Annotated in this window: 21 protein-coding genes and 1 pseudogene; 15 read left to right on the forward strand and 7 right to left on the reverse strand. The window is 52.7% G+C overall.

Features of this window, described 5'->3' with window-relative positions:
- Together AC6I8W_RS24195 and AC6I8W_RS24200 are read right to left on the reverse strand one after the other, a co-directional pair.
- Complete coding sequence (locus tag AC6I8W_RS24195) at nt 1-1203, reverse strand: RHS repeat domain-containing protein (RefSeq protein WP_497839060.1); 1203 nt, start codon at nt 1201-1203, stop codon at nt 1-3.
- 105 nt (nt 1204-1308) lie between these two features.
- Nucleotides 1309-2493 carry an RHS repeat domain-containing protein gene (locus AC6I8W_RS24200; RefSeq protein ID WP_497839061.1) on the reverse strand — a complete coding sequence of 395 codons (1185 nt, stop codon included), beginning with the start codon at nt 2491-2493 and terminating at the stop codon, nt 1309-1311.
- A gap of 214 nt (nt 2494-2707) precedes the next feature.
- Between AC6I8W_RS24200 and relB the strand changes: the two genes are divergently transcribed.
- Both relB and AC6I8W_RS24210 read left to right on the forward strand, forming a co-directional pair.
- Nucleotides 2708-2947: a type II toxin-antitoxin system antitoxin RelB gene (gene relB / locus AC6I8W_RS24205; protein ID WP_497839062.1), complete on the forward strand. Its 240-nt coding sequence runs from the start codon at nt 2708-2710 to the stop codon at nt 2945-2947.
- Nucleotides 2947-3235 (forward strand): annotated as a pseudogene (locus tag AC6I8W_RS24210) (type II toxin-antitoxin system RelE family toxin). Before relB ends, AC6I8W_RS24210 begins: the two are co-directional and overlap by 1 nt.
- An 83-nt stretch (nt 3236-3318) precedes the next feature.
- Here the strand turns inward: AC6I8W_RS24210 and AC6I8W_RS24215 are convergent.
- Nucleotides 3319-4929, reverse strand: a complete 1611-nt coding sequence (locus AC6I8W_RS24215) for a dipeptide ABC transporter ATP-binding protein (protein ID WP_497839063.1) — start codon at nt 4927-4929, stop codon at nt 3319-3321.
- A gap of 514 nt (nt 4930-5443) precedes the next feature.
- On the opposite strand from AC6I8W_RS24215, the gene AC6I8W_RS24220 reads away from it, so the two are divergent.
- Entirely contained in the window at nt 5444-5596 is a 153-nt protein-coding gene (locus AC6I8W_RS24220) for a Hok/Gef family protein (protein ID WP_497839064.1), read from the forward strand.
- Nucleotides 5597-6000: 404 nt separating this feature from the next.
- Nucleotides 6001-6153: a Hok/Gef family protein gene (locus AC6I8W_RS24225; RefSeq protein ID WP_497839065.1), complete on the forward strand. Its 153-nt coding sequence runs from the start codon at nt 6001-6003 to the stop codon at nt 6151-6153.
- 82 nt (nt 6154-6235) lie between these two features.
- Here the strand turns inward: AC6I8W_RS24225 and AC6I8W_RS24230 are convergent, their stop codons facing one another.
- The gene (locus AC6I8W_RS24230; protein WP_497839066.1) at nt 6236-6970 is read right to left on the reverse strand and encodes a FadR/GntR family transcriptional regulator; all 735 of its coding nucleotides are present in this window, start codon (nt 6968-6970) and stop codon (nt 6236-6238) included.
- A gap of 269 nt (nt 6971-7239) precedes the next feature.
- Here AC6I8W_RS24230 and AC6I8W_RS24235 point away from each other — a divergent pair, with 269 nt between their 5' ends.
- From AC6I8W_RS24235 to AC6I8W_RS24265, 7 genes are read left to right on the forward strand one after another with little or no spacing between them, the layout of a single operon-like run.
- The gene (locus tag AC6I8W_RS24235; RefSeq protein WP_497839067.1) at nt 7240-7767 is read left to right on the forward strand and encodes a RidA family protein; all 528 of its coding nucleotides are present in this window, start codon (nt 7240-7242) and stop codon (nt 7765-7767) included.
- A complete protein-coding gene (locus AC6I8W_RS24240) occupies nt 7751-8413 on the forward strand; it encodes an amino acid ABC transporter permease (protein WP_497839068.1) in 663 nt (220 codons plus the stop codon). Before AC6I8W_RS24235 ends, AC6I8W_RS24240 begins: the two co-directional genes overlap by 17 nt.
- A gap of 2 nt (nt 8414-8415) precedes the next feature.
- Entirely contained in the window at nt 8416-9072 is a 657-nt protein-coding gene (locus AC6I8W_RS24245; protein ID WP_497839069.1) for an amino acid ABC transporter permease, read from the forward strand.
- Nucleotides 9053-9781: an amino acid ABC transporter ATP-binding protein gene (locus AC6I8W_RS24250; protein WP_497839070.1), complete on the forward strand. Its 729-nt coding sequence runs from the start codon at nt 9053-9055 to the stop codon at nt 9779-9781. Before AC6I8W_RS24245 ends, AC6I8W_RS24250 begins: the two co-directional genes overlap by 20 nt.
- Before the next feature lie 18 nt (nt 9782-9799).
- On the forward strand, nt 9800-10585 hold the full coding sequence (locus tag AC6I8W_RS24255) for a transporter substrate-binding domain-containing protein (RefSeq protein WP_497839071.1): 786 nt from the start codon (nt 9800-9802) through the stop codon (nt 10583-10585).
- 2 nt (nt 10586-10587) lie between these two features.
- Entirely contained in the window at nt 10588-11580 is a 993-nt protein-coding gene (locus AC6I8W_RS24260; protein WP_497839072.1) for a succinylglutamate desuccinylase/aspartoacylase family protein, read from the forward strand.
- On the forward strand, nt 11577-12521 hold the full coding sequence (locus AC6I8W_RS24265) for a threonine ammonia-lyase (RefSeq protein ID WP_497839073.1): 945 nt from the start codon (nt 11577-11579) through the stop codon (nt 12519-12521). The genes AC6I8W_RS24260 and AC6I8W_RS24265 overlap by 4 nt, the downstream gene beginning before the upstream one ends.
- A 153-nt stretch (nt 12522-12674) precedes the next feature.
- Here the strand turns inward: AC6I8W_RS24265 and AC6I8W_RS24270 are convergent, their stop codons facing one another.
- Nucleotides 12675-12821: a Hok/Gef family protein gene (locus AC6I8W_RS24270; protein ID WP_497839074.1), complete on the reverse strand. Its 147-nt coding sequence runs from the start codon at nt 12819-12821 to the stop codon at nt 12675-12677.
- 455 nt (nt 12822-13276) lie between these two features.
- Here AC6I8W_RS24270 and AC6I8W_RS24275 point away from each other — a divergent pair, with 455 nt between their 5' ends.
- The 3 genes from AC6I8W_RS24275 to AC6I8W_RS24285 all read left to right on the forward strand — a co-directional run bounded on the left by AC6I8W_RS24275 (nt 13277) and on the right by AC6I8W_RS24285 (nt 14933).
- A complete protein-coding gene (locus AC6I8W_RS24275; protein WP_497839075.1) occupies nt 13277-13591 on the forward strand; it encodes a helix-turn-helix domain-containing protein in 315 nt (104 codons plus the stop codon).
- Nucleotides 13588-13956 (forward strand): HipA N-terminal domain-containing protein, encoded by a 369-nt coding sequence (locus AC6I8W_RS24280; RefSeq protein WP_497839076.1) that lies wholly within the window; start codon nt 13588-13590, stop codon nt 13954-13956. The genes AC6I8W_RS24275 and AC6I8W_RS24280 overlap by 4 nt, the downstream gene beginning before the upstream one ends.
- Before the next feature lie 437 nt (nt 13957-14393).
- A complete protein-coding gene (locus AC6I8W_RS24285) occupies nt 14394-14933 on the forward strand; it encodes a GNAT family N-acetyltransferase (RefSeq protein WP_497839077.1) in 540 nt (179 codons plus the stop codon).
- Here AC6I8W_RS24285 and AC6I8W_RS24290 read toward each other — a convergent pair whose 3' ends face one another.
- Complete coding sequence (locus tag AC6I8W_RS24290; RefSeq protein WP_497839078.1) at nt 14934-15581, reverse strand: SDR family NAD(P)-dependent oxidoreductase; 648 nt, start codon at nt 15579-15581, stop codon at nt 14934-14936. It abuts the gene before it with no gap.
- A 253-nt stretch (nt 15582-15834) separates the two neighbouring features.
- Here AC6I8W_RS24290 and ompC point away from each other — a divergent pair, with 253 nt between their 5' ends.
- Entirely contained in the window at nt 15835-16962 is a 1128-nt protein-coding gene (gene ompC / locus AC6I8W_RS24295) for a porin OmpC (protein ID WP_497838801.1), read from the forward strand.
- A 218-nt stretch (nt 16963-17180) separates the two neighbouring features.
- Here the strand turns inward: ompC and AC6I8W_RS24300 are convergent, their stop codons facing one another.
- A complete protein-coding gene (locus tag AC6I8W_RS24300) occupies nt 17181-17396 on the reverse strand; it encodes a YdgH/BhsA/McbA-like domain containing protein (protein ID WP_497838802.1) in 216 nt (71 codons plus the stop codon).
- Between the last annotated feature and the right edge of the window lie 58 nt (nt 17397-17454).

Below are 17454 nucleotides of genomic sequence, written 5' to 3' on the forward strand. Positions count from 1 at the left end.
TTAATGACCTTTGTTTTTATGCATCTTAAGCTGATATTCGCTATAAAATATCTTGCCACACAGGCTACAAGGATATTGGACTTCCTCAGTGTGAAAAGATCTATTGTGCTGATTTAGAGCAGCCCTACCCGATAAATTGAGTTTGCATTGCTTGCAGAAATATCTTCCAGACTGATCATGTATCGTTTTATGCTGGGAGAGGCCAGAACCGCTACCGTAGCTTTTGCCACATGTGTTGCAAACATACGGCTTCTCGCCAGTATGGCTATTAATATGCGCGTTAAGCTGTCGTTGACTGTTAAACGATTTGCCACAGTCATCTCTGTCACAGCGAAAAACCACATTATTCTTCTCATTTTCATGCTTTATGCGGGTTGGATAGTCCTTAAACATTACCGGGGGATTGCAACACCGACATGGAATTTGCTTTACACGGGATTGCTGCTTTAGCTTTGAATCGGTTGAAGTTCCGGGTTGGGGTGGATCTTCCGCCAACGTTGTAACAGGCGGTTGTGAAGCGGTGTTTGAACTGGTGGATGCGACTGGGATAACTTCCAGCGGGGATGGTACGGCATCGGGTGACCGATTCATCATCATCCACCTCTTTTTCGGCGGCAGTGTTTCCACTGAGGGTTGTTGAGCGCCACCACTCACACTCAGATCCAGTGGTTCATCGCCACTTATCATCCTGCCATCCAGATCGCGCAACGTCGCCGGATTATTCCTCACCATGCAGAACAGGTTCAACCCGTCCACAGTGCCCGCCGGATCGCCGTTCAGCCAGCGCATTTCCCAGGGCACCAAATAGCGCCAGCCGAAAAAAATCAGCCCGCTGGCATCACGTTCTTTGCCGACATAACGCTGAAACTTAAGCGCCGCCCCCGCCTGCGCGCCGGTTAACCAGCTGGCGGTGCCACCAAATGGATACCAGGTTTCCCGGCTGACCAGGGTGCCCTGTTCATCCACCACTCCGCTCAGACTGCCGAGCCGATCGGCAAGGTTAAAATGCGCCATGTTTTGGCTCGCGGTCAGATAGATATGGCTGTTACCCACCGCAATCACCCGTAAACGCGCGGTGGCGGCGCAGGTGCGAATCTCTACGCCCGGCAAATAACGCACCTGCTGCTGACGGTTAGCGTGGTGGTACTTAAGCTGACGCTCGCCGGGTGCGGCATAACGATAAAGCTCATAAGGCAGTGACATATATTTTCTCCTGTATTAGATGGGAAAATATACGCCACCTGCAATCTATAAAAACCTCAGCGGCTGGTGTCGAGTGCGGGCATATAGAGCCTGCGCACAATGATATCAATGCTGCATTGACTTTTTATGCTGCCCAAGTTTACGCGGGGTGTAAAATTTCATGTTACAACTGTCGCAGGGATATATCTGTTCATTATTGTGAATACGGGAATTATGCTGGTTTAAACGCTTTCTATTGCAGAATCCTTCCCTACATTTCAGGCACTGGAATGTTCCACTTTTTTCATGTATGGCTTTATGTTGGGTTAAGCAAGAAGCCATAGCAAATGCTTTGCCACAACCATTCCAATCACATACAAACGGTCTGGCACCAGTATGACCATTCAAATGTTCTTCAAATTGTTGTTTGACGGAATACTTTTTCCCACACCCCTCATACTCACAAACAAATCCAATATTATGGATCTTCAGATAGTGCTGGTTAAGGCGGTAATACGAACCAATATTCTGTCGGGGATTGCATATATCACACCAAAATGTCTGTTTCACGGGTTTCCGCTTTTTCCCTGAGTCGGTTGATGTGCCGGGCTGGGGTTGCTCGGGTGTGACCAACGTTGCAGAAGCTGGAGATGCAGACGGCGGTGAATCATTGTTGGGGGTGATTACGGCAGAGGGGGTGTGCTGGGGTTCGGAGTGCATCTTTATATACCTTTTTTTCGGTGGCAACGGCGCGCTCGACGTATCCTTGACAGAGTTTGCCGGTTCATCATCACCCACCCTGCCATCCCGATCGCGCAACGTAAGCGGATTATTCCTCACCATGCAGAACAGGTTTAACCCATCAATGGTCCCCGCCGGGTCGCCGTTCAGCCAGCGCATTTCCCACGGCACCAAATAGCGCCAGCCGTAAAAAATCAACCCGCTGGCATCACGCTCTTTGCCAACATAACGCTGAAACTTCAGCGCCGCGCCTGCCTGCGCGCCGGTTAACCAGCTGGCGGTGCCACCAAATGGATACCAGGTTTCCCGGCTGACCAGGGTGCCCTGTTCATCCACCACTCCGCTCAGACTGCCGAGCCGATCGGCAAGGTTAAAATGTGCAATGTTCTGGCTCCCGGTCTGATAAATATGGCTGTGGCCGGTCATGATCACCCGCAGTTGCTGCTGTGCGCAGCGGCGAATTTCCACGCCCGGCAGATAACGTACCTGTTGCTGGCTGCTGTCGAGGTGGTACTTAATCCGACGCTCACCGGGCGCGGCATAACGATAAAGCTCATAAGGCAGTGACATACATTTTCTCCTGTTTTAAAGGACAAAATGTATGTCAGCGGTAATCTATAAAAACCTGCGCGATAAATCGCGCCGCTACGCGTTCTGCCGCCGGGCCAGTGCCTGTTGCACATTGGGCGCGGCGGCCAGTTTTCTGATTTTATGCGTGCCTTGCTATATGTATTTGGTAGTGCAACACTTGTAATGACATTTGTATTTACAGGAGGTGTAAGTCATGGGTAGCATCAACCTGCGTATTGACGATGAACTTAAAGCTCGTTCTTACGCTGCACTTGAAAGAATGGGTGTAACCCCCTCTGAAGCGCTTCGTCTCATGCTTGAATATATTGCTGAAAATGAACGCTTGCCGTTCAAACAGACACTCCTGAGTGATGAAGATGCTGAGCTCGTGGAGATAGTGAAAGAGCGTCTTCGCAATCCTAAACCAGTTCGTGTGACGCTGGATGAGCTCTGATGGCGTATTTTCTGGATTTTGACGAGCGGGCACTAAAGGAATGGCGAAAAGCTGGGCTCGACGGTACGTGAACAGTTGAAAAAGACGCTGGCTGAAGTGCTTGAGTCGCCCCGAATTGAAGCGAACAAGCTTCGCGGTATGCCTGACTGTTACAAGATAAAGCTCAGGTCTTCAGGTTATCGCCTTATATATCAGGTTTTAGACGAGAAGATTGTTGTTTTCGTGATTTCCGTTGGGAAAAGGGAACGCTCGGAAGTCTATACCGAGGCGATCAAACGCATTCTCTGAACATCTCTGCTTCGTAGCGAAGGTGCCACTTCTGTTTTGCGTTATGTTGGAGCGGCGCGAGAAATCGCACCGCTACCGGCTTGCTACGCGTTCTGACGCCGGGCCAGTGCCTGTTGCACATTGGGCGCGGCAGCCAGCAGCTGGCGTGTGTAGTCCTCTTGCGGTTGGTCCACCACTTGCGCGGTTGCACCAGATTCAACAATCCTGCCGTGATACATCACCACCACGCGATCGCACAGCTGCTGTACCGCGCTGAGATCGTGGCTGATAAACAACACCGATAAACCGAGTTTGTCGCGTAGCTCGCGAAATAAAGCCAGAATTTGCCCACGCACCGAAAGATCCAGCGCGGCGACAGCCTCATCCGCCACCAGAAGTTTAGGCTCCATCGCCAGTGCACGGGCAATCGCGATGCGCTGACGCTGTCCACCGGAAAACGCGCTCGGTAAACGGTCAGCATGTTGCGGTTCTAATCCCACCAGCGTCAGCAATTCGTTAACACGCGCGTTGATCGCCGCCCCCTGACGTAGCTGCCAGACGCGCAACGGTTCGGCAATCTGTTCACCTACGGCGATCTTCGGGTTGAGGCTGGCGTAAGGATCCTGGAAGATGATCTGGCTGTGGCGGCGTAGGTTATGCAGTTGGCGGCCTTTCAGCGCTTTTCCTTCAAACAACACCTCGCCGCTGTCGGCGGTGATCAGACCGATTGCTGCGCTACCGAGGGTGGTTTTACCGGAACCGGATTCGCCAATCAGCCCGACAATCTCGCCAGGCTGAATATCCAGATTGGTGGGATGCAGCACCGTCTGACGCTGACCCGGCAACAGCGGCAGGCGTCCTGGTGTGGGGTAGCTTTTGCAGATGTCGCGCAGCCTGAGCAATGGCGTCTCGCTGGCGCGCACCGGGCTGGCGGTGGGGATGGTCGTTAGCGAGGCGTTAATCAGCTTGCGTGTGTAGGGGTGCTGAGGCGCGCCCAGCGTGGCAATCACATCCCCCTGCTCAACCAGACGGCCTTGCTGCATTACGCAGACCCGATGCGCGTAGCGCGCCACCACGGAGAGATCATGGGTGATCAACAACATGCCCATCCCCATCTCCTGCTGCAACTCTTGAAGCAATGACAGGATTTGTACCTGAATAGTGACGTCCAGCGCCGTCGTTGGCTCATCAGCAATCAGTACATCAGGTTGTCCACTGATGGCGCTGGCGATCATCACCCGCTGGCGCATCCCCCCGGAGAGTTGGTGGATGTACTGACGGGCGCGTTGCGCCGGATTCACAATACCCACGCGATCCAGCAACGCCACCGCCTCACGTTGCGCCTGCTTCCAGCTGAATTGCCGATGGCGCACCAGTACCTCGGCAATCTGCTCACCAATACGTAGCGTCGGATTCATGCTGGTCATCGGTTCCTGAAACACGGTGGCGATGCGACAGCCACGTAGCGCGGCGGTGCGGTTAGCATCGAGGATTTCACCCTGAAAGCGGATGGTGCCCGAGGTTTGATGCACACCATCCGGTAGCAGATGCATCAGCGCCAGCGAGGTGAGCGTTTTACCGGAGCCGGATTCCCCCACCAGCGCCAGAATTTCCCGTTGGTCGAGGTGAAATGAAATATCGTCCACCAGCAGGCGTTGGTCTTCTGTCGCCAGATTGAGGTGTTCAACAGACAGCAGGCGCGTGGTTGCAGGCATAAGGCAATCGGTCCCTAAAGCAGAAAAAGACAGGATATATCCTGAGGGAAAAGCCAACAAGAACGTTAGGTTATGATGTGAAAGTGAGGATTATAAGCACGGGGTGGAAAAAACAAGGTGCAAAAAGGAAATTAACCTTATTGTGATGTTCGTCACTAAACCTGCATGGAACAATCATTTTATCTGGTTTATATAGAGAAACTTTCCTCAAACCTCTTATCTTATCAAAATAAATTATGTCACTTAGCCATTAATTATCTGATTGATTCAAATAAATAAAAAAACAACGTCGAGTAACAAAGCATGGAAATAGTACGTTTCAGGGTGATTGCGGTGCTGACGGGAAATAAGTAGACTCGCCGCGGGTGCTTGAGACTTTCTGTCTTAAGCATAGCTTTTAGCTGACGGCAGAAAGAGAAAAGCCCCAGGTCAATTTACATCAACCTGAGGCCTCCTTCATGCGTCACAACATAAAGGTAGCCTCTTACCTGCTGAAAGGCAAGGAGGAGTATCAATGAAACAGCAGACGGTGATCATCTTCACCGCACTTATCATAGTGGCGGCCACAGCTGTCATGTTGGTCGCCCGGAAGGACCTCTGTGAGGTACGACTCCGAACCGGCATTATGGAGGTTGCTGTCTCACTGGCTTACGAATCCAGGAAGTAAGAGCAATCGCGGCGGGGTTCGCCCCGCCGTTCCTGCGGTTGTCAGGCAAAGGCTCTCAGGCACCCTTCTCCAGTTATTCCTGACAGAGATCCCTCTCACATTTCCCACAACTTTCCAAAAAATAAGCGTCATATTTATAATTCATTACTCATTGATTTTTATCAAAATATGACAATATATCTTGTAAAAACAGCGTGCATTATTACGTGTTCGCGTAATTGTCGTGATGAGAGATAAAAAGTACACTCGCGGCGGGTGCTTGGGGCTTTCTGCCTTAAGCATGCATTTGCTGACGGCAGAAAGAGAAAAGCCCCAGGTGACTGTAAATCAACCTGAGGCCATATCTTTATGCTCGACAACATAAAGGTAGCCTCTTACATGCCGCAAGGCAAGAGGTAACAACCATGAAGCAGCAGATAACGATAGTGTTTGTCTCCCTGGCGATACTGGCGCTGGCAGCCGTCATCCTGGTATCGCGTAAGGATCTCTGTGAAATACGGTATCGCACCGCAGTCATGGAGGTTGCTGTTTCACTGGCATGTGAAACCTTGAAGTAAGGGCCACAGCGGCGGGGTTCACCCCGCCGTTACGGTTGTTGTCAGGCAAAGGCTCTCAGGCACCCTTCTGACGGGATATGCTTTAACCATACACACTTAATGACGCTAAAATCCGGGTAAAGTAATCATCCGCCCGTTTCTGGGCCAGCTTGCCATCCCGCGCTTCCAGCGCCTCCACCAACGGTGTCAATTCTCGCAGTGTCTGCTCGCGCACAATGTCACTCACCGCCGAATGCAACGAATGTTGCCCGTCATACTGCACTGCGCGGCGGTCAGCGATCACGTTATCGAAGATCTGAATCAGAAAGCGATTGCGCGTCGCGGCAAACATTGCCTGATGCACCGCATAGATATGCTCTTTGTACAGCAACCACTCTTGCGCTTCACGAATACCCTGCAAATGGTGGCGCATTTTGGCGAAGTCTTCTGCGGTAGCACGTGCAGTCACCAGCATCATCATCATCGGTTCGAACAGCAGACGACCTTCAAGAATTTCGCTGTAAGTCGGCACTTCTTTGTGCCACGCGGCCACCGGTCGGTCAGTGTCGCTCAACTGCTGATTCAGGTTATCCGACAGGTAAGAACCGCTGCCCACTTTGCGCGTGACCAATCCCTGCGTCGACATCATTGCCAGCACATTACGGATGGTGCTGCGCGACGTGGCAAAACGACGCGCCAGCTCACGCTCGTTGGGTAATTTATCCCCCGCTTTTAAGTCACCCTCACGGATGGCCTGCATAATCGAGCGATATACGCTAACGGCAGCGGTTTTATCGTGGCCGACAATACGTTGGGAGATGTCATCAGTGCTGTTCATCCGCGACTCCTGGAAAATATCTGCAAATGGCTAACCAATTTGGTCAACTGGCGGCGATTATAGCCTGAGTTCGCGGCCACCGCGAGGGGCTACACAGCAAAACTTTTTCAGTCAGATCCTTTGCTTATCCTATACCTGCGCTGATTCTGCCCGTTAACGTGACCCGACTCACAACCCGGTCATACAATCTGCTTATTGGTTGACCATTATGGTTGACCAATAAAAACCAGCGTGGTCATAATGCCGAAAAACTCCATGCAGGGCAAAAAATGAACACATCTGTCGCAACGCCATTATCCCCCATTGATTGCCGCTTAAGCGACCATCTGCACGCGCTGGGTATTGAACTCCCGCCAGTGCCGACGCCAGTCGCGAACTTCGTCACCTGGCGGATCTTGGGTAATTTTCTCTATCTCTCCGGCCAGGGACCACTGGAAGCCAATGGACATTTGCACACCGGCAAAGTGGGTGACGAGGTTAGCGTGGAAGAGGCCTATCACCACGCCCGCCTGACCGGTCTTAACTTGTTGGCCGTCGCCCGTCAGGCCACTGGCGATCTCGGTGCGGTCAAAAGCGTGGTCAAGTTGCTGGGGTGGGTCAACGCGCAGGATAGCTTCAGCCAACATCCTCAGGTGATCAACGGCTGTTCCGATCTCTTCGTTCAGGTTTTTGGTGAGCAGATTGGCCGTGGCGCGCGGTCGGCAATCGGTGCAGGATCGCTGCCGCAGAACCAGACGGTAGAGATCGAAGCCATTCTCGAACTTGAGGAGGCGGTTGCCGATGGATTACGTCTTTGATTTTGCCTCGCTATTGCCCTACCGCGATGTACTGGCAAAGGGGTTGATGGAAACCGCCCTTTATGCCCTGCTGTCGATCCTGTTTGGGCTGAGCATTGGCGCGATCTGTGCCCTGGCGCTGGTCTACAGCCGCAAAGGCTGGCAGCGACTGGTACGCTGCTACGTGGAGTTTTTTCGCAATACGCCGTCGCTGGTGCAGCTGTTTCTGATCTACTTCGGCCTGCCCAGTCTTGGACTCCATCTCTCGCCGCCGGTGGCCGGGATCATCGCCCTGTCGTTGTATTGCGGTGCCTATATGACGGAAATCCTGCGCGCCGGTTTGATCTCACTGCCACGCGGTTTAAGCGAGGCCGGTGAAGCGCTCGGACTATCAAAACGCCAAATTATCAGCCATGTGCTGACATTGCCGGCCTTGCAGAATGTCTTCCCGGCACTCGCCAGCCAGATGGTGTTGACGCTGATTGGCACCAGCCTGATTTCACAAATCGGCGTGGAGGAGATCTTCCACAGCGGCAGCTTTGTTGACTCACGCACCTTTCGCAGCTTTGAAATCTATCTGCTGATTTGCGGCCTCTACTTCCTCGCCGTCAGCCTGATGAAGGTGTTGCTGCGCGTGGTGTGGTATCGCTTTCAGGCGCGGAGGTAAGCATGCGCGGCATCTCTTTACATGATATCTGGATGATCGTCAGCGCGCTGCGCTGGACGCTGTTGCTGGCGCTCTGCACCTTTGCCTGTGGTGCGGTGATCGGGCTGTTGGTAGCAATAGCACGGACTTCCCATCAACGCGGGTTGCAGGGCATCGGCTGGTTTTACGTCGAACTGATTCAGGGCATCCCGCTGCTCGGCATGTTGTTCCTGCTGTTTTTTGGGATGCCGGTGTTTTTCGGCATTGATGTTAGCTCCTTTACCGCCGCGCTGGTGGCATTCTCGCTCTCCGCTGGGGCATTTCTCGGTGAAATCTGGCGCGGCAGCATTGTGGCGGTGCCCAAAGGACAATGGGAGGCCTCGTTGTCGCTGGGGATCTCGCGGCTGCAAATGCTGCGTACCGTGATCCTGCCGCAGGCGTTGCGCTTGTCGCTGCCGCCAACCGTCGGTTTTTCCGTACAACTGATTAAAAACACCTCACTGGCGGCGCTGGTGGGTTTCGTAGAGCTGACCCGATCCGGGCAGATTGTCAGCGGTTCAACGCTGCAACCGCTGCTGATTTACCTGCTGGTAGCGCTCTGTTATTTCGCGCTGTGCTTTCCGCTGGCGCGTCTCTCCCTTCACCTGGAGGCACGTTTCCATGTCGCTGGTCGTCATTGATGCAATCAGAAAAAGTTTTGGACCGAACGAGGTGCTACGCGGCATCACCACCCAGGTCGATCGCGGCGATATCGTCACCATCATCGGTAAAAGCGGATCCGGGAAAAGCACGCTGCTGCGCTGCATCAACGGCCTGGAACAACCGGACAGCGGCACCATTCACGTTGGTGGCCTGCAAGTGGGTGGCTCAGCCGCCGAGTTACAGAAGCTGCGTCAGAACGTCGGCATGGTGTTTCAGAGCTTCAACCTGTTTCCCCACCTGACGGCGGCGGAAAACGTCACGCTGGCCCCGCTACTCACGCGGCGCATCACCAAAGCCGAAGCCCCGGCGCTGGCAAAACGCCTGCTGGAGCAAGTCGGACTGGGACAAAAGCGCGATGCCTTTCCCTCTTCGCTGTCTGGCGGCCAGCAGCAGCGCGTGGCCATCGCCCGCGCGTTAGCGATGTCACCGGAAGTGATGTTGTTTGATGAAGCCACTTCCGCACTTGACCCGGAACTGGTGGGCGAAGTGCTGCGGGTGATGGAGGACCTGGCGAAGGAAGGCATGACGATGATTGCCGTCACCCATGAGATGGCGTTTGCTCGCAAGGTTTCGAGCAAGGTGATTTTTATGCATCAGGGCGAGGTATGGGAAAGTGGCCCGCCTGCCGAGATATTTGGTGCACCGCGCACCCCTGAATTACAACGCTTTGTACAAACCCCCGTTTAACCACACCGGAGAACAGGCATGAAAACAATGGGTAAAACCCTGGCGCTGGTCGCGCTGTGTGCCCTGCCATTATTGGCACAGGCCAACTCACTCGATGACATCAAATCTCGTGGCGTACTGCGCGTGGCAACTACCGTCGATGCCGCGCCCTGGGGCTTCACCGATGCTGCCGGAAAACCCACCGGACTGGATGTGGATCTGGCGCAGAAGCTGGCTGATAACATGGGTGTCAAATTGCAATTGCAGCAGGTAACCGGTGCTAACCGTATTCCTTACCTGATGTCACGCAAAGTGGATGTGCTGATCGCCGCGCTCGGCTCCAGCCCGGAGCGCGCCAAACTGGTGAACTTCTCCGAACCCTACGCGGCGGTGTATCTCGGCGTATATGGTGGCAGCGACGTGAAAAAAGTCACCAGGCTGAGCGATCTCGGCAACGCCACCATCGCCGTGCCGAAAGGCTCCACCCCGGACCTGACGCTCAGTGACCAGAACCCGCAGGGCAACTATCTGCGCCTAGAAGACACCGCGTCGGCGGTCAGCGCCTTTTTATCCGGTCAGGCACCGATGTTCGCCGAAAATAATCTGATTGCACAGAAAGTTGCGCAGGAAAACCCGGCGAAGCATATCGAACTGAAATATCTGCTGCGTAAAAGCCCGGCTTATATCGCGATCCGTCCCGGCCAGCCGGAGCTGATGGCCGCCATCAATCAGTTTATCGATAAAAGCACCCAGGACGGCGAGCTGCCTGCACTGCGCCAGAAATGGTTTAACGATGCGCAAAACGATCTGAAAACGGAGCAGTAATCATGTCCACCGTGTTTAGCGAGATTGATTTTAACCGTCAGGGTAAGCAGGTGGGTTTTGCGCATCTGCCGTTGTCGGCGCATAACGATGCCTGGGGCACCATTGCCATGCCGCTGGCTGTGATCGCCAATGGCAACGGGCCAACGGTGTTGATCACCGGTGGGATCCACGGTGATGAGTATGAAGGGCCGATTATTATCAATGAGTTGATCCGCGATCTGTCGGCGGATCAGGTTAACGGTCGTCTGATCCTGCTGCCCTGCGCCAATACCCCTGCGGTACGCGCCTCGATGCGCGTCAGCCCGCTCGATAACAAAAATCTGGCGCGGGTGTTCCCCGGTAACCCGTGGGGCACGCCGACCGAGCAGATCGCGGCCTGGATCCACGATACGATCTTCCCGCTGTGTGATTTTTATCTTGATCTGCACAGCGGCGGCAGCTCGCTGTTTATCGAAGAAAGCGCGCAGGTGGTGGTGACTGATGAACTCAGTCCGCAGGTGCGTGAACAAAGTGAAGCCATGGCGCGTGCCTTTGCTGCTACCTTGACCGTGGTCACCAATAACATGGGCGATCCACGTACCAGCTGTGGTGCAGCGGCTAACCTCGGTCTGCCGGCGATTGCGGCTGAGATGGGCTGGAATGGCAGCGTGTCACCGCGCGGGGTAAAACGCACCCGCGCCGCCGTGGCGCGTGTCCTCAATCATCTGGACCTGATCGCATCGGAAACGCTGCCCGCAGAGGCATCGCAGCAGGTGTTTATCCCGGCGGGGGGCAATCTGCTGTCGCCGGGTGACGGCTGGTTTGAACCGCTGCATAACATCGGCGATCGGGTTAGCGCCGGGGAACTGGCGGGCTGGTTGCATCGTCTTACCGAACCCGCTGCGCAGCCGCAGGCGGTGCATTTCACCACCGGCGGGCAGATTTATTCACAACGCACGTTTGGTGCCACCGCGCAGGGCAACAGCCTCGCGGTGCTGGTACAGGATGTTAAATGATGATCGAGGATATTAACGTCAATGACTATCTGGCCGCGCTGGAACGCGTGCGGCCGTGGGTGCGTAAAACGCCGCTGGTGGAAGCGGCTCCGTGGCAGCCGGTGCCCGGTATTGAGCTGCGCCTGAAGGCAGAATGTTCGCAAGTGACCGGATCCTTTAAAGCTCGCGGCGCTTTTAACCGCGTGCTTAACCTGCCGCAGAACATCCGTCAGCAGGGACTGGCGACCGCCTCGGGCGGTAACTTTGGTGCCGCAGTGGCGTATGTCGGTCAGCAACTGGCCCTGCCCGCCGATGTGTTTGTAATGAACACCAGCACCGAGCTGACGCGCCAGCGCATTGAAAGCTACGGTGCCAAACTGACGGTGGAAGGCGATTTCTGGGACCAGAGCTGGGATGCGGCAGGTGCACGTATCAAGGAAACCGGCGGTGCCCTGCTCCATCCCTACGCTGACCGCGATGTGATCATCGGTCAGGGCACGATGGCGCTGGAGATTCTCGAACAGTGGCCCGAGGTGGAAACGCTGGTGGTGTCGATTGGCGGCGGCGGTTTGATTGCCGGGGTGGCGCAGGCGGCGAAGCTCTTGAAACCCGGCATCCGGATTATCGGCGTGGAGGCGGCAGGTTGCCCGATGATGTGGACCAGTCGCCAGCAGCAGCAGATCGTCAAACTGGAGCAGGTTAAAACCATTGTGCCGATCCTCGCCGCCCGCTCAACCGAAGCGATTAACTTTGCGCTGGTGGAACAGTACGTTGATGAGATCGTGCTGGTGCCGGAAGACCAGGTCGAGGCGTCTGCCCGTGAAGTCTGGGCCGCCACCGGGCTGGCGATTGAATTGGGCGCGGCAACGGCGGTGGCAGCAGTAACTCGTCAGCTATTTACCGTCAAACCCGACGAGAAAATCGCCGTAGTGCTATGTGGTAGCGGCACCAACGGAATTTAAGGGTTGATTTAACGTCTCTTAAATCGAATAAATGCTTAAAAGGGCTTTATATAAAGCCCTTAATGTTTTTAGCGGTGCAATTTGAGAAGGGTGCCTGAAGGCTTTTGCCTGACAACAACCGGAACGGCGGGGCGAACCCCGCCGTTGTGGCCCTTACTTCAAGGTTTCACACGCCAGTGAAACAGCAACCTCCACGACTGCGGTGCGATAGCGTATTTCACAGAGATCCTTACGCGAGACCAGGATGACGGCTGCCACCGCCAGTGTCGCCAGGGTGAAAAACATTATCTGCTGTTTCATGGTTGTGTTTCCTCTTGCCTTGCGGCATGTAAGAGGCTACCTTTATGTGGTCTGGCATAAAGATGAGGCCTCAGGTTGATTTACAGTCACCTGGGGCTTTTTTCTTTCTGCCGTCAGCAAATGCATGCTTAAGGCAGAAAGCCCCAAGCACCCGTCGCGATAATACTTTTTTTGTTGGTTAAACATCAATTCCGCGAACCAGTAACGATTCATCGTAAAAACACAAAAATTCATTAATTTAATATTAAAAATCAATGAATTATAAAATTCACATCTGAAATTTTTTTAACAGCATATCCGAAGTTTGTGATTTATCTCCCATTCGAAATGAAAAGTCCGTTGAACACGACTCATGTCGCGAAAAATCGCGCCGCTGCGAAAGATGATAACGGTGTTATAATAAGGGTCACAAAACCACCCCTTATGCATAAAATACAGCATCAGGAGCTTTATTTATGTCTCTTAAGCTTTATTCTGAAGCCAGGCTGCTCTCTGAGTTAGGTCAACGGCTGAAAGATCACCGCCTGCGCCGCAATATGCTGCAAAAGGATCTGGCGGCAAAAGCCGGGATCTCGGTTTCCGCCCTGAAGAAGTTGGAGAATGACGGTAAAGCCACGCTGGAAAATTTTATGAAGGTGGTTTTTGCCCTCCGGCTGGAAAAAGAGATGACCGGGCTGTTTGCCGCACCGGCGCTGAGTATCGCGCAGGTAGAAGCGCTGAAGCAGCCGATCCGGCAACGTGCGACTCAACGCAAGAGGAAAGAACCATGATAAAAAGCTATCAACCTCTGCAGCGGCTGGAAATTATCTACCAGGGCTGGGGCGAACACTTTCCGCTGGGCATCCTGGCGGCCGGCAGAGATCGCGGGCAGTGGCTGTTTGAATATTCACCCGAAGGCATTGAGCGTGACATTGAATTGTCGCCGCTGCTGCATCCGCCTGTCAGCACCACCTATGCCGACTTTGAGCGTCATCAGGAAGGTATCCCCGGTTTTATTGCCGACTCGTTGCCCGATGGCTGGGGCCGGTTACTGATGGATCGCCTGTTACGGCGCAATGATATCGAACCTGCCGCCTTGTCGGTGCTGGATCGACTGGCGATGTTTCCTCTTGCCTTGCGGCATGTAAGAGGCTAACTTTATGTAGTCTAGGTATAAAGATGAGGCCTCAGGTTGATTTACAGTCACTTGGGGCTTTTTTCTTTCTGCCGTCAGCAAATGCATGCTTAAGGCAGAAAGCCCCAAGCACCCGTCGCGATAATACTTTTTTTGTTGGTTAAACATCAATTCCGCGAACCAGTAACTGGTCATCGTAAAAACACAAACAATCATTTAAATAATGATATAAATCAACATGTTATATAGTTGAAATCTGAGATCTTTTTTACACCACGTCCCAGGTTTGTGATTTATCTCCCATTCGAAATGCAAAATGCGCTGGACACGACTAACGTCGTGATAAATCGCGTCGCTGCGTAACATAATAACGATGTTATAATAAGAGCCATAAAACCATCCCTTATACCTAAAATGATGGCGAATAAGATCAACGCTAACATCAGAGCACTCGGTTAATGCTTAACACTCCCCGACTCACCTGCGCGCAAATAACAGAAGCGGACTGGGATTTTTATCACCGCCTGCTGACCTCTCCGCACGTGCTGTACTACGTCTCTGATGCCAAAACAGAGGAGGAAATTCGCGCCTCGTTTGAGACCCGGCTACCGATCTGGTCGCCGCAGTGTCAGCACTGGTTATGTCTGATGGTGCGCGAAAGGCTGAGCGGCAACCCCCTTGGCGTCACAGGTTATATCCATCATGATAACCACTGTGCTGAGGTAGGTTTTCTGTTCGCGCCTGAAGCTCAGGGCAAGGGCTACGCTGCGGAATCGCTGCTGGCAGTGCGCGACTATGCGTTTACCTCTGGTGGGGTTAGCCGCCTGATCGCGACCGTCACCGCTGGCAACCTCCCTTCCCGTCGCTTGCTGGAAAAAGCCGGATTTATTCTTGAGGCCGAAATACCGCAAAGTTATTGGCTAAGAAATCGCTGGCATAGCGACTGGCAATTTGGCTTGTCTCGTCAGCATGACGGAATAATAACGCACGTAGCGTGATTAACAGGCCAGCAGACGGGTTGGGCTTATTTCACTCGAAATGCATTCTGCCATCGAATAAGCCGCCCAATTATTTTTATCTGCCACAGACGCAACATAATCTTCGCTATTGAAATTAATCACGGATGTTTCGATGCCAAATGCGGAAAGATCATGCGTCAGTGATGAAAAAAGGCTCTCTACTCCCTTGCTGACCGCATAATTCACTGACATAGCTGACGATGATTGCTTATCATGTGTAGAGGATACCAGGATGAGTCTTCCCCGATTTTTATATCTGAAGTAAGGAATAATTTCACGTATCAATAAGAGCGGATTTGTGAGTCCAAATGTAACAGATGATATAATTTCATCCGCCGTCATATCTTCCACGGGTTTGGTTGATATGGTGCTGTCGCACAATATTACCCCATCAACACTGGAGAAGTCGTCAATAATGGTTTGAAGATATGTCGCTATTCCCCGGCTATCATTGCGCGCTATTTCCACACCCACAAATTGCTGCGGAAAGCGGGATGTCAGGTCGGCAATCTTGATATAATCTTCAACAATAGCAGCGACATAGCATCCATTCTGCAACAACTGTACAACAATCTCCTTACCCAGGCCGGACTCCGCGCCTGCTACAATCCATTTCATCTTTTTCATCTGTCAGATTGCCATCACAGCACCTGTCGTTGGTGTGAGCTTATTAAACTAATAACACAACTGTGGCCGCTTTTAATTTACCAAACTGTGCTAAACCGTGATCGACTGCACACCAATAGAACTATTTTACCTTATTGTGCGGATTTTAATTACATAGATTTACTGAACTTGAAATGAATGTTACATACCTCAACTGCGGAAATAAGTTCCCGCATTACTAAATATTACAAGCAGTGTTTTTTCGAGGGATAAAATGAGCAAACATATTAAAAAGCTATCCTTAGCGGTGGCAGGCCTGATCATGGCTAACGCATCACATGCAGCGGAAGTTTATAACAAAGATGGTAACAAATTAGATATTAACGGCATGGTTGTGGGTGAAAATTATATCACCAACGATCAAAGCCAGAATGGTGACCAGTCTTATATGCGTTTTGGTTTCCGTGGTGAAACGCAAATTAGCGATCAATTGACCGGTTACGGATTCTGGCAAGCACAGTGGAACCTGAACCAGGCTGAAAACGAATCCGACTCCATGTATACCCGTAAAGGTTTCGCCGGTGTGAAATATGGCGACTACGGTTCCTTCGATTACGGTCGTAACTCTGGCGTCATGTACGATGCCCTGAGCTATACCGATATGCAGCCTGAATTTGACGGCATGACCTACAACTCAGACACCTTCCTGTTCAACCGTGGCAATGGTATGGCGACCTATCGCAACACCAATTTCTTCGGCCTGGTGGATGGCCTGAAATTCGCACTGCAATATCAGGGTAAAAACGACGGCGGCGGTGAGCCGGGCGTACGTGATGTGCTGCGTCAGAATGGTGACGGTTACGGCATGTCGGCCTCGTACGATATTGGCGCAGGCTTTAGCCTGGCAGGCGCGTTCATGAGTGCCGACCGCACCAATGAACAAAACAGCGTGACCAGCGGCATTATGGGCCACGGCACCCGTGCGGAAGCCTACACCACGGCGCTGAAATACGATGCGAACAACATCTATCTGGCGTTTATGTACACCAAAGCCTACAACGCCTCTCGCTTCGGCTCCAGTTCAGGCGGCGCTTATGGTTATGCCAACCAGTCTGATCTGTTCGAAGCCTATGCGGGATACACCTTTGACTTCGGCCTGGTACCGTTTGTCGGCTACAACCAAACCCGTGCCAAAGATCTCGGCGCTTCAGGTGATGGCAATACCTATGCCAGCCAGGATCTGGTTAAGTTTATCGACATCGGTGCGACCTATAATTTCAACAAAAACATGAACGCCTATGTCGATTACAAAATCAACCTGATCGACAGCAGCGAGTTCACGGAATCGGCCGGTATCAGCACCGACGATGTGGTGGCTGTGGGCCTGGTTTATCAGTTCTGATGCGTTAACCTGTAGCTGATCGTCAAATCCGGGAACATTGCGTTTCCGGATTTTCTAACAAGTCGCGCGATAAATCGCGCCGCTACGGATGGTGCAGAAATTGATGTCGTTGTTGAATATCGTTCCGGTGGTAGCGGCGCGATTTATCGCGCGTATTTAACTTTTCCTGCACAAAAAAAAGCCGCCTTATCAGGCGGCCTCGTTGGAACTACGTTTTATTATTTATACAGTTCTGCGGTCATATGCACGCGGTTATTGGTGTTGGCTTCAGTGATTTTGTACTGATCGCCATGCTGTGCAGCCTGAGCGGCGATTTGTGCTTCGGCACCGTCCAGGGTATCGGCGGTCACGGAAACACTCTGCGCGAAGCTGGCAAATGACATCATTGAAACAGCGGCGACAGCGGCGATTGACATTGCTTTGATAGTTTTCATGGTCTTATTCCTTCGTTTGTTTGTGTGGAAGGCTGTATGCCTTCGATGGAAGTAATAA

This window comes from Pantoea sp. X-Soil-TKNS-1211, from assembly GCF_059730495.1.

Coding starts and splice junctions, on each gene's coding strand:
- AC6I8W_RS24255 (WP_497839071.1), top strand. CDS start 9,800: ATGAAAACAATGGGTAAAACCCTGGCGCTGGTCGCGCTGTGTGCCCTG.
- AC6I8W_RS24235 (WP_497839067.1), top strand. CDS start 7,240: ATGAACACATCTGTCGCAACGCCATTATCCCCCATTGATTGCCGCTTA.
- AC6I8W_RS24260 (WP_497839072.1), top strand. CDS start 10,588: ATGTCCACCGTGTTTAGCGAGATTGATTTTAACCGTCAGGGTAAGCAG.
- AC6I8W_RS24245 (WP_497839069.1), top strand. CDS start 8,416: ATGCGCGGCATCTCTTTACATGATATCTGGATGATCGTCAGCGCGCTG.
- AC6I8W_RS24265 (WP_497839073.1), top strand. CDS start 11,577: ATGATGATCGAGGATATTAACGTCAATGACTATCTGGCCGCGCTGGAA.
- AC6I8W_RS24285 (WP_497839077.1), top strand. CDS start 14,394: ATGCTTAACACTCCCCGACTCACCTGCGCGCAAATAACAGAAGCGGAC.
- AC6I8W_RS24200 (WP_497839061.1), bottom strand. CDS start 2,493: ATGTCACTGCCTTATGAGCTTTATCGTTATGCCGCGCCCGGTGAGCGT.
- AC6I8W_RS24195 (WP_497839060.1), bottom strand. CDS start 1,203: ATGTCACTGCCTTATGAGCTTTATCGTTATGCCGCACCCGGCGAGCGT.
- relB (WP_497839062.1), top strand. CDS start 2,708: ATGGGTAGCATCAACCTGCGTATTGACGATGAACTTAAAGCTCGTTCT.
- AC6I8W_RS24270 (WP_497839074.1), bottom strand. CDS start 12,821: ATGAAACAGCAGATAATGTTTTTCACCCTGGCGACACTGGCGGTGGCA.
- AC6I8W_RS24280 (WP_497839076.1), top strand. CDS start 13,588: ATGATAAAAAGCTATCAACCTCTGCAGCGGCTGGAAATTATCTACCAG.
- AC6I8W_RS24225 (WP_497839065.1), top strand. CDS start 6,001: ATGAAGCAGCAGATAACGATAGTGTTTGTCTCCCTGGCGATACTGGCG.
- AC6I8W_RS24220 (WP_497839064.1), top strand. CDS start 5,444: ATGAAACAGCAGACGGTGATCATCTTCACCGCACTTATCATAGTGGCG.
- AC6I8W_RS24290 (WP_497839078.1), bottom strand. CDS start 15,581: ATGAAAAAGATGAAATGGATTGTAGCAGGCGCGGAGTCCGGCCTGGGT.
- AC6I8W_RS24275 (WP_497839075.1), top strand. CDS start 13,277: ATGTCTCTTAAGCTTTATTCTGAAGCCAGGCTGCTCTCTGAGTTAGGT.
- ompC (WP_497838801.1), top strand. CDS start 15,835: ATGAGCAAACATATTAAAAAGCTATCCTTAGCGGTGGCAGGCCTGATC.
- AC6I8W_RS24230 (WP_497839066.1), bottom strand. CDS start 6,970: ATGAACAGCACTGATGACATCTCCCAACGTATTGTCGGCCACGATAAA.
- AC6I8W_RS24300 (WP_497838802.1), bottom strand. CDS start 17,396: ATGAAAACTATCAAAGCAATGTCAATCGCCGCTGTCGCCGCTGTTTCA.
- AC6I8W_RS24250 (WP_497839070.1), top strand. CDS start 9,053: ATGTCGCTGGTCGTCATTGATGCAATCAGAAAAAGTTTTGGACCGAAC.
- AC6I8W_RS24215 (WP_497839063.1), bottom strand. CDS start 4,929: ATGCCTGCAACCACGCGCCTGCTGTCTGTTGAACACCTCAATCTGGCG.
- AC6I8W_RS24240 (WP_497839068.1), top strand. CDS start 7,751: ATGGATTACGTCTTTGATTTTGCCTCGCTATTGCCCTACCGCGATGTA.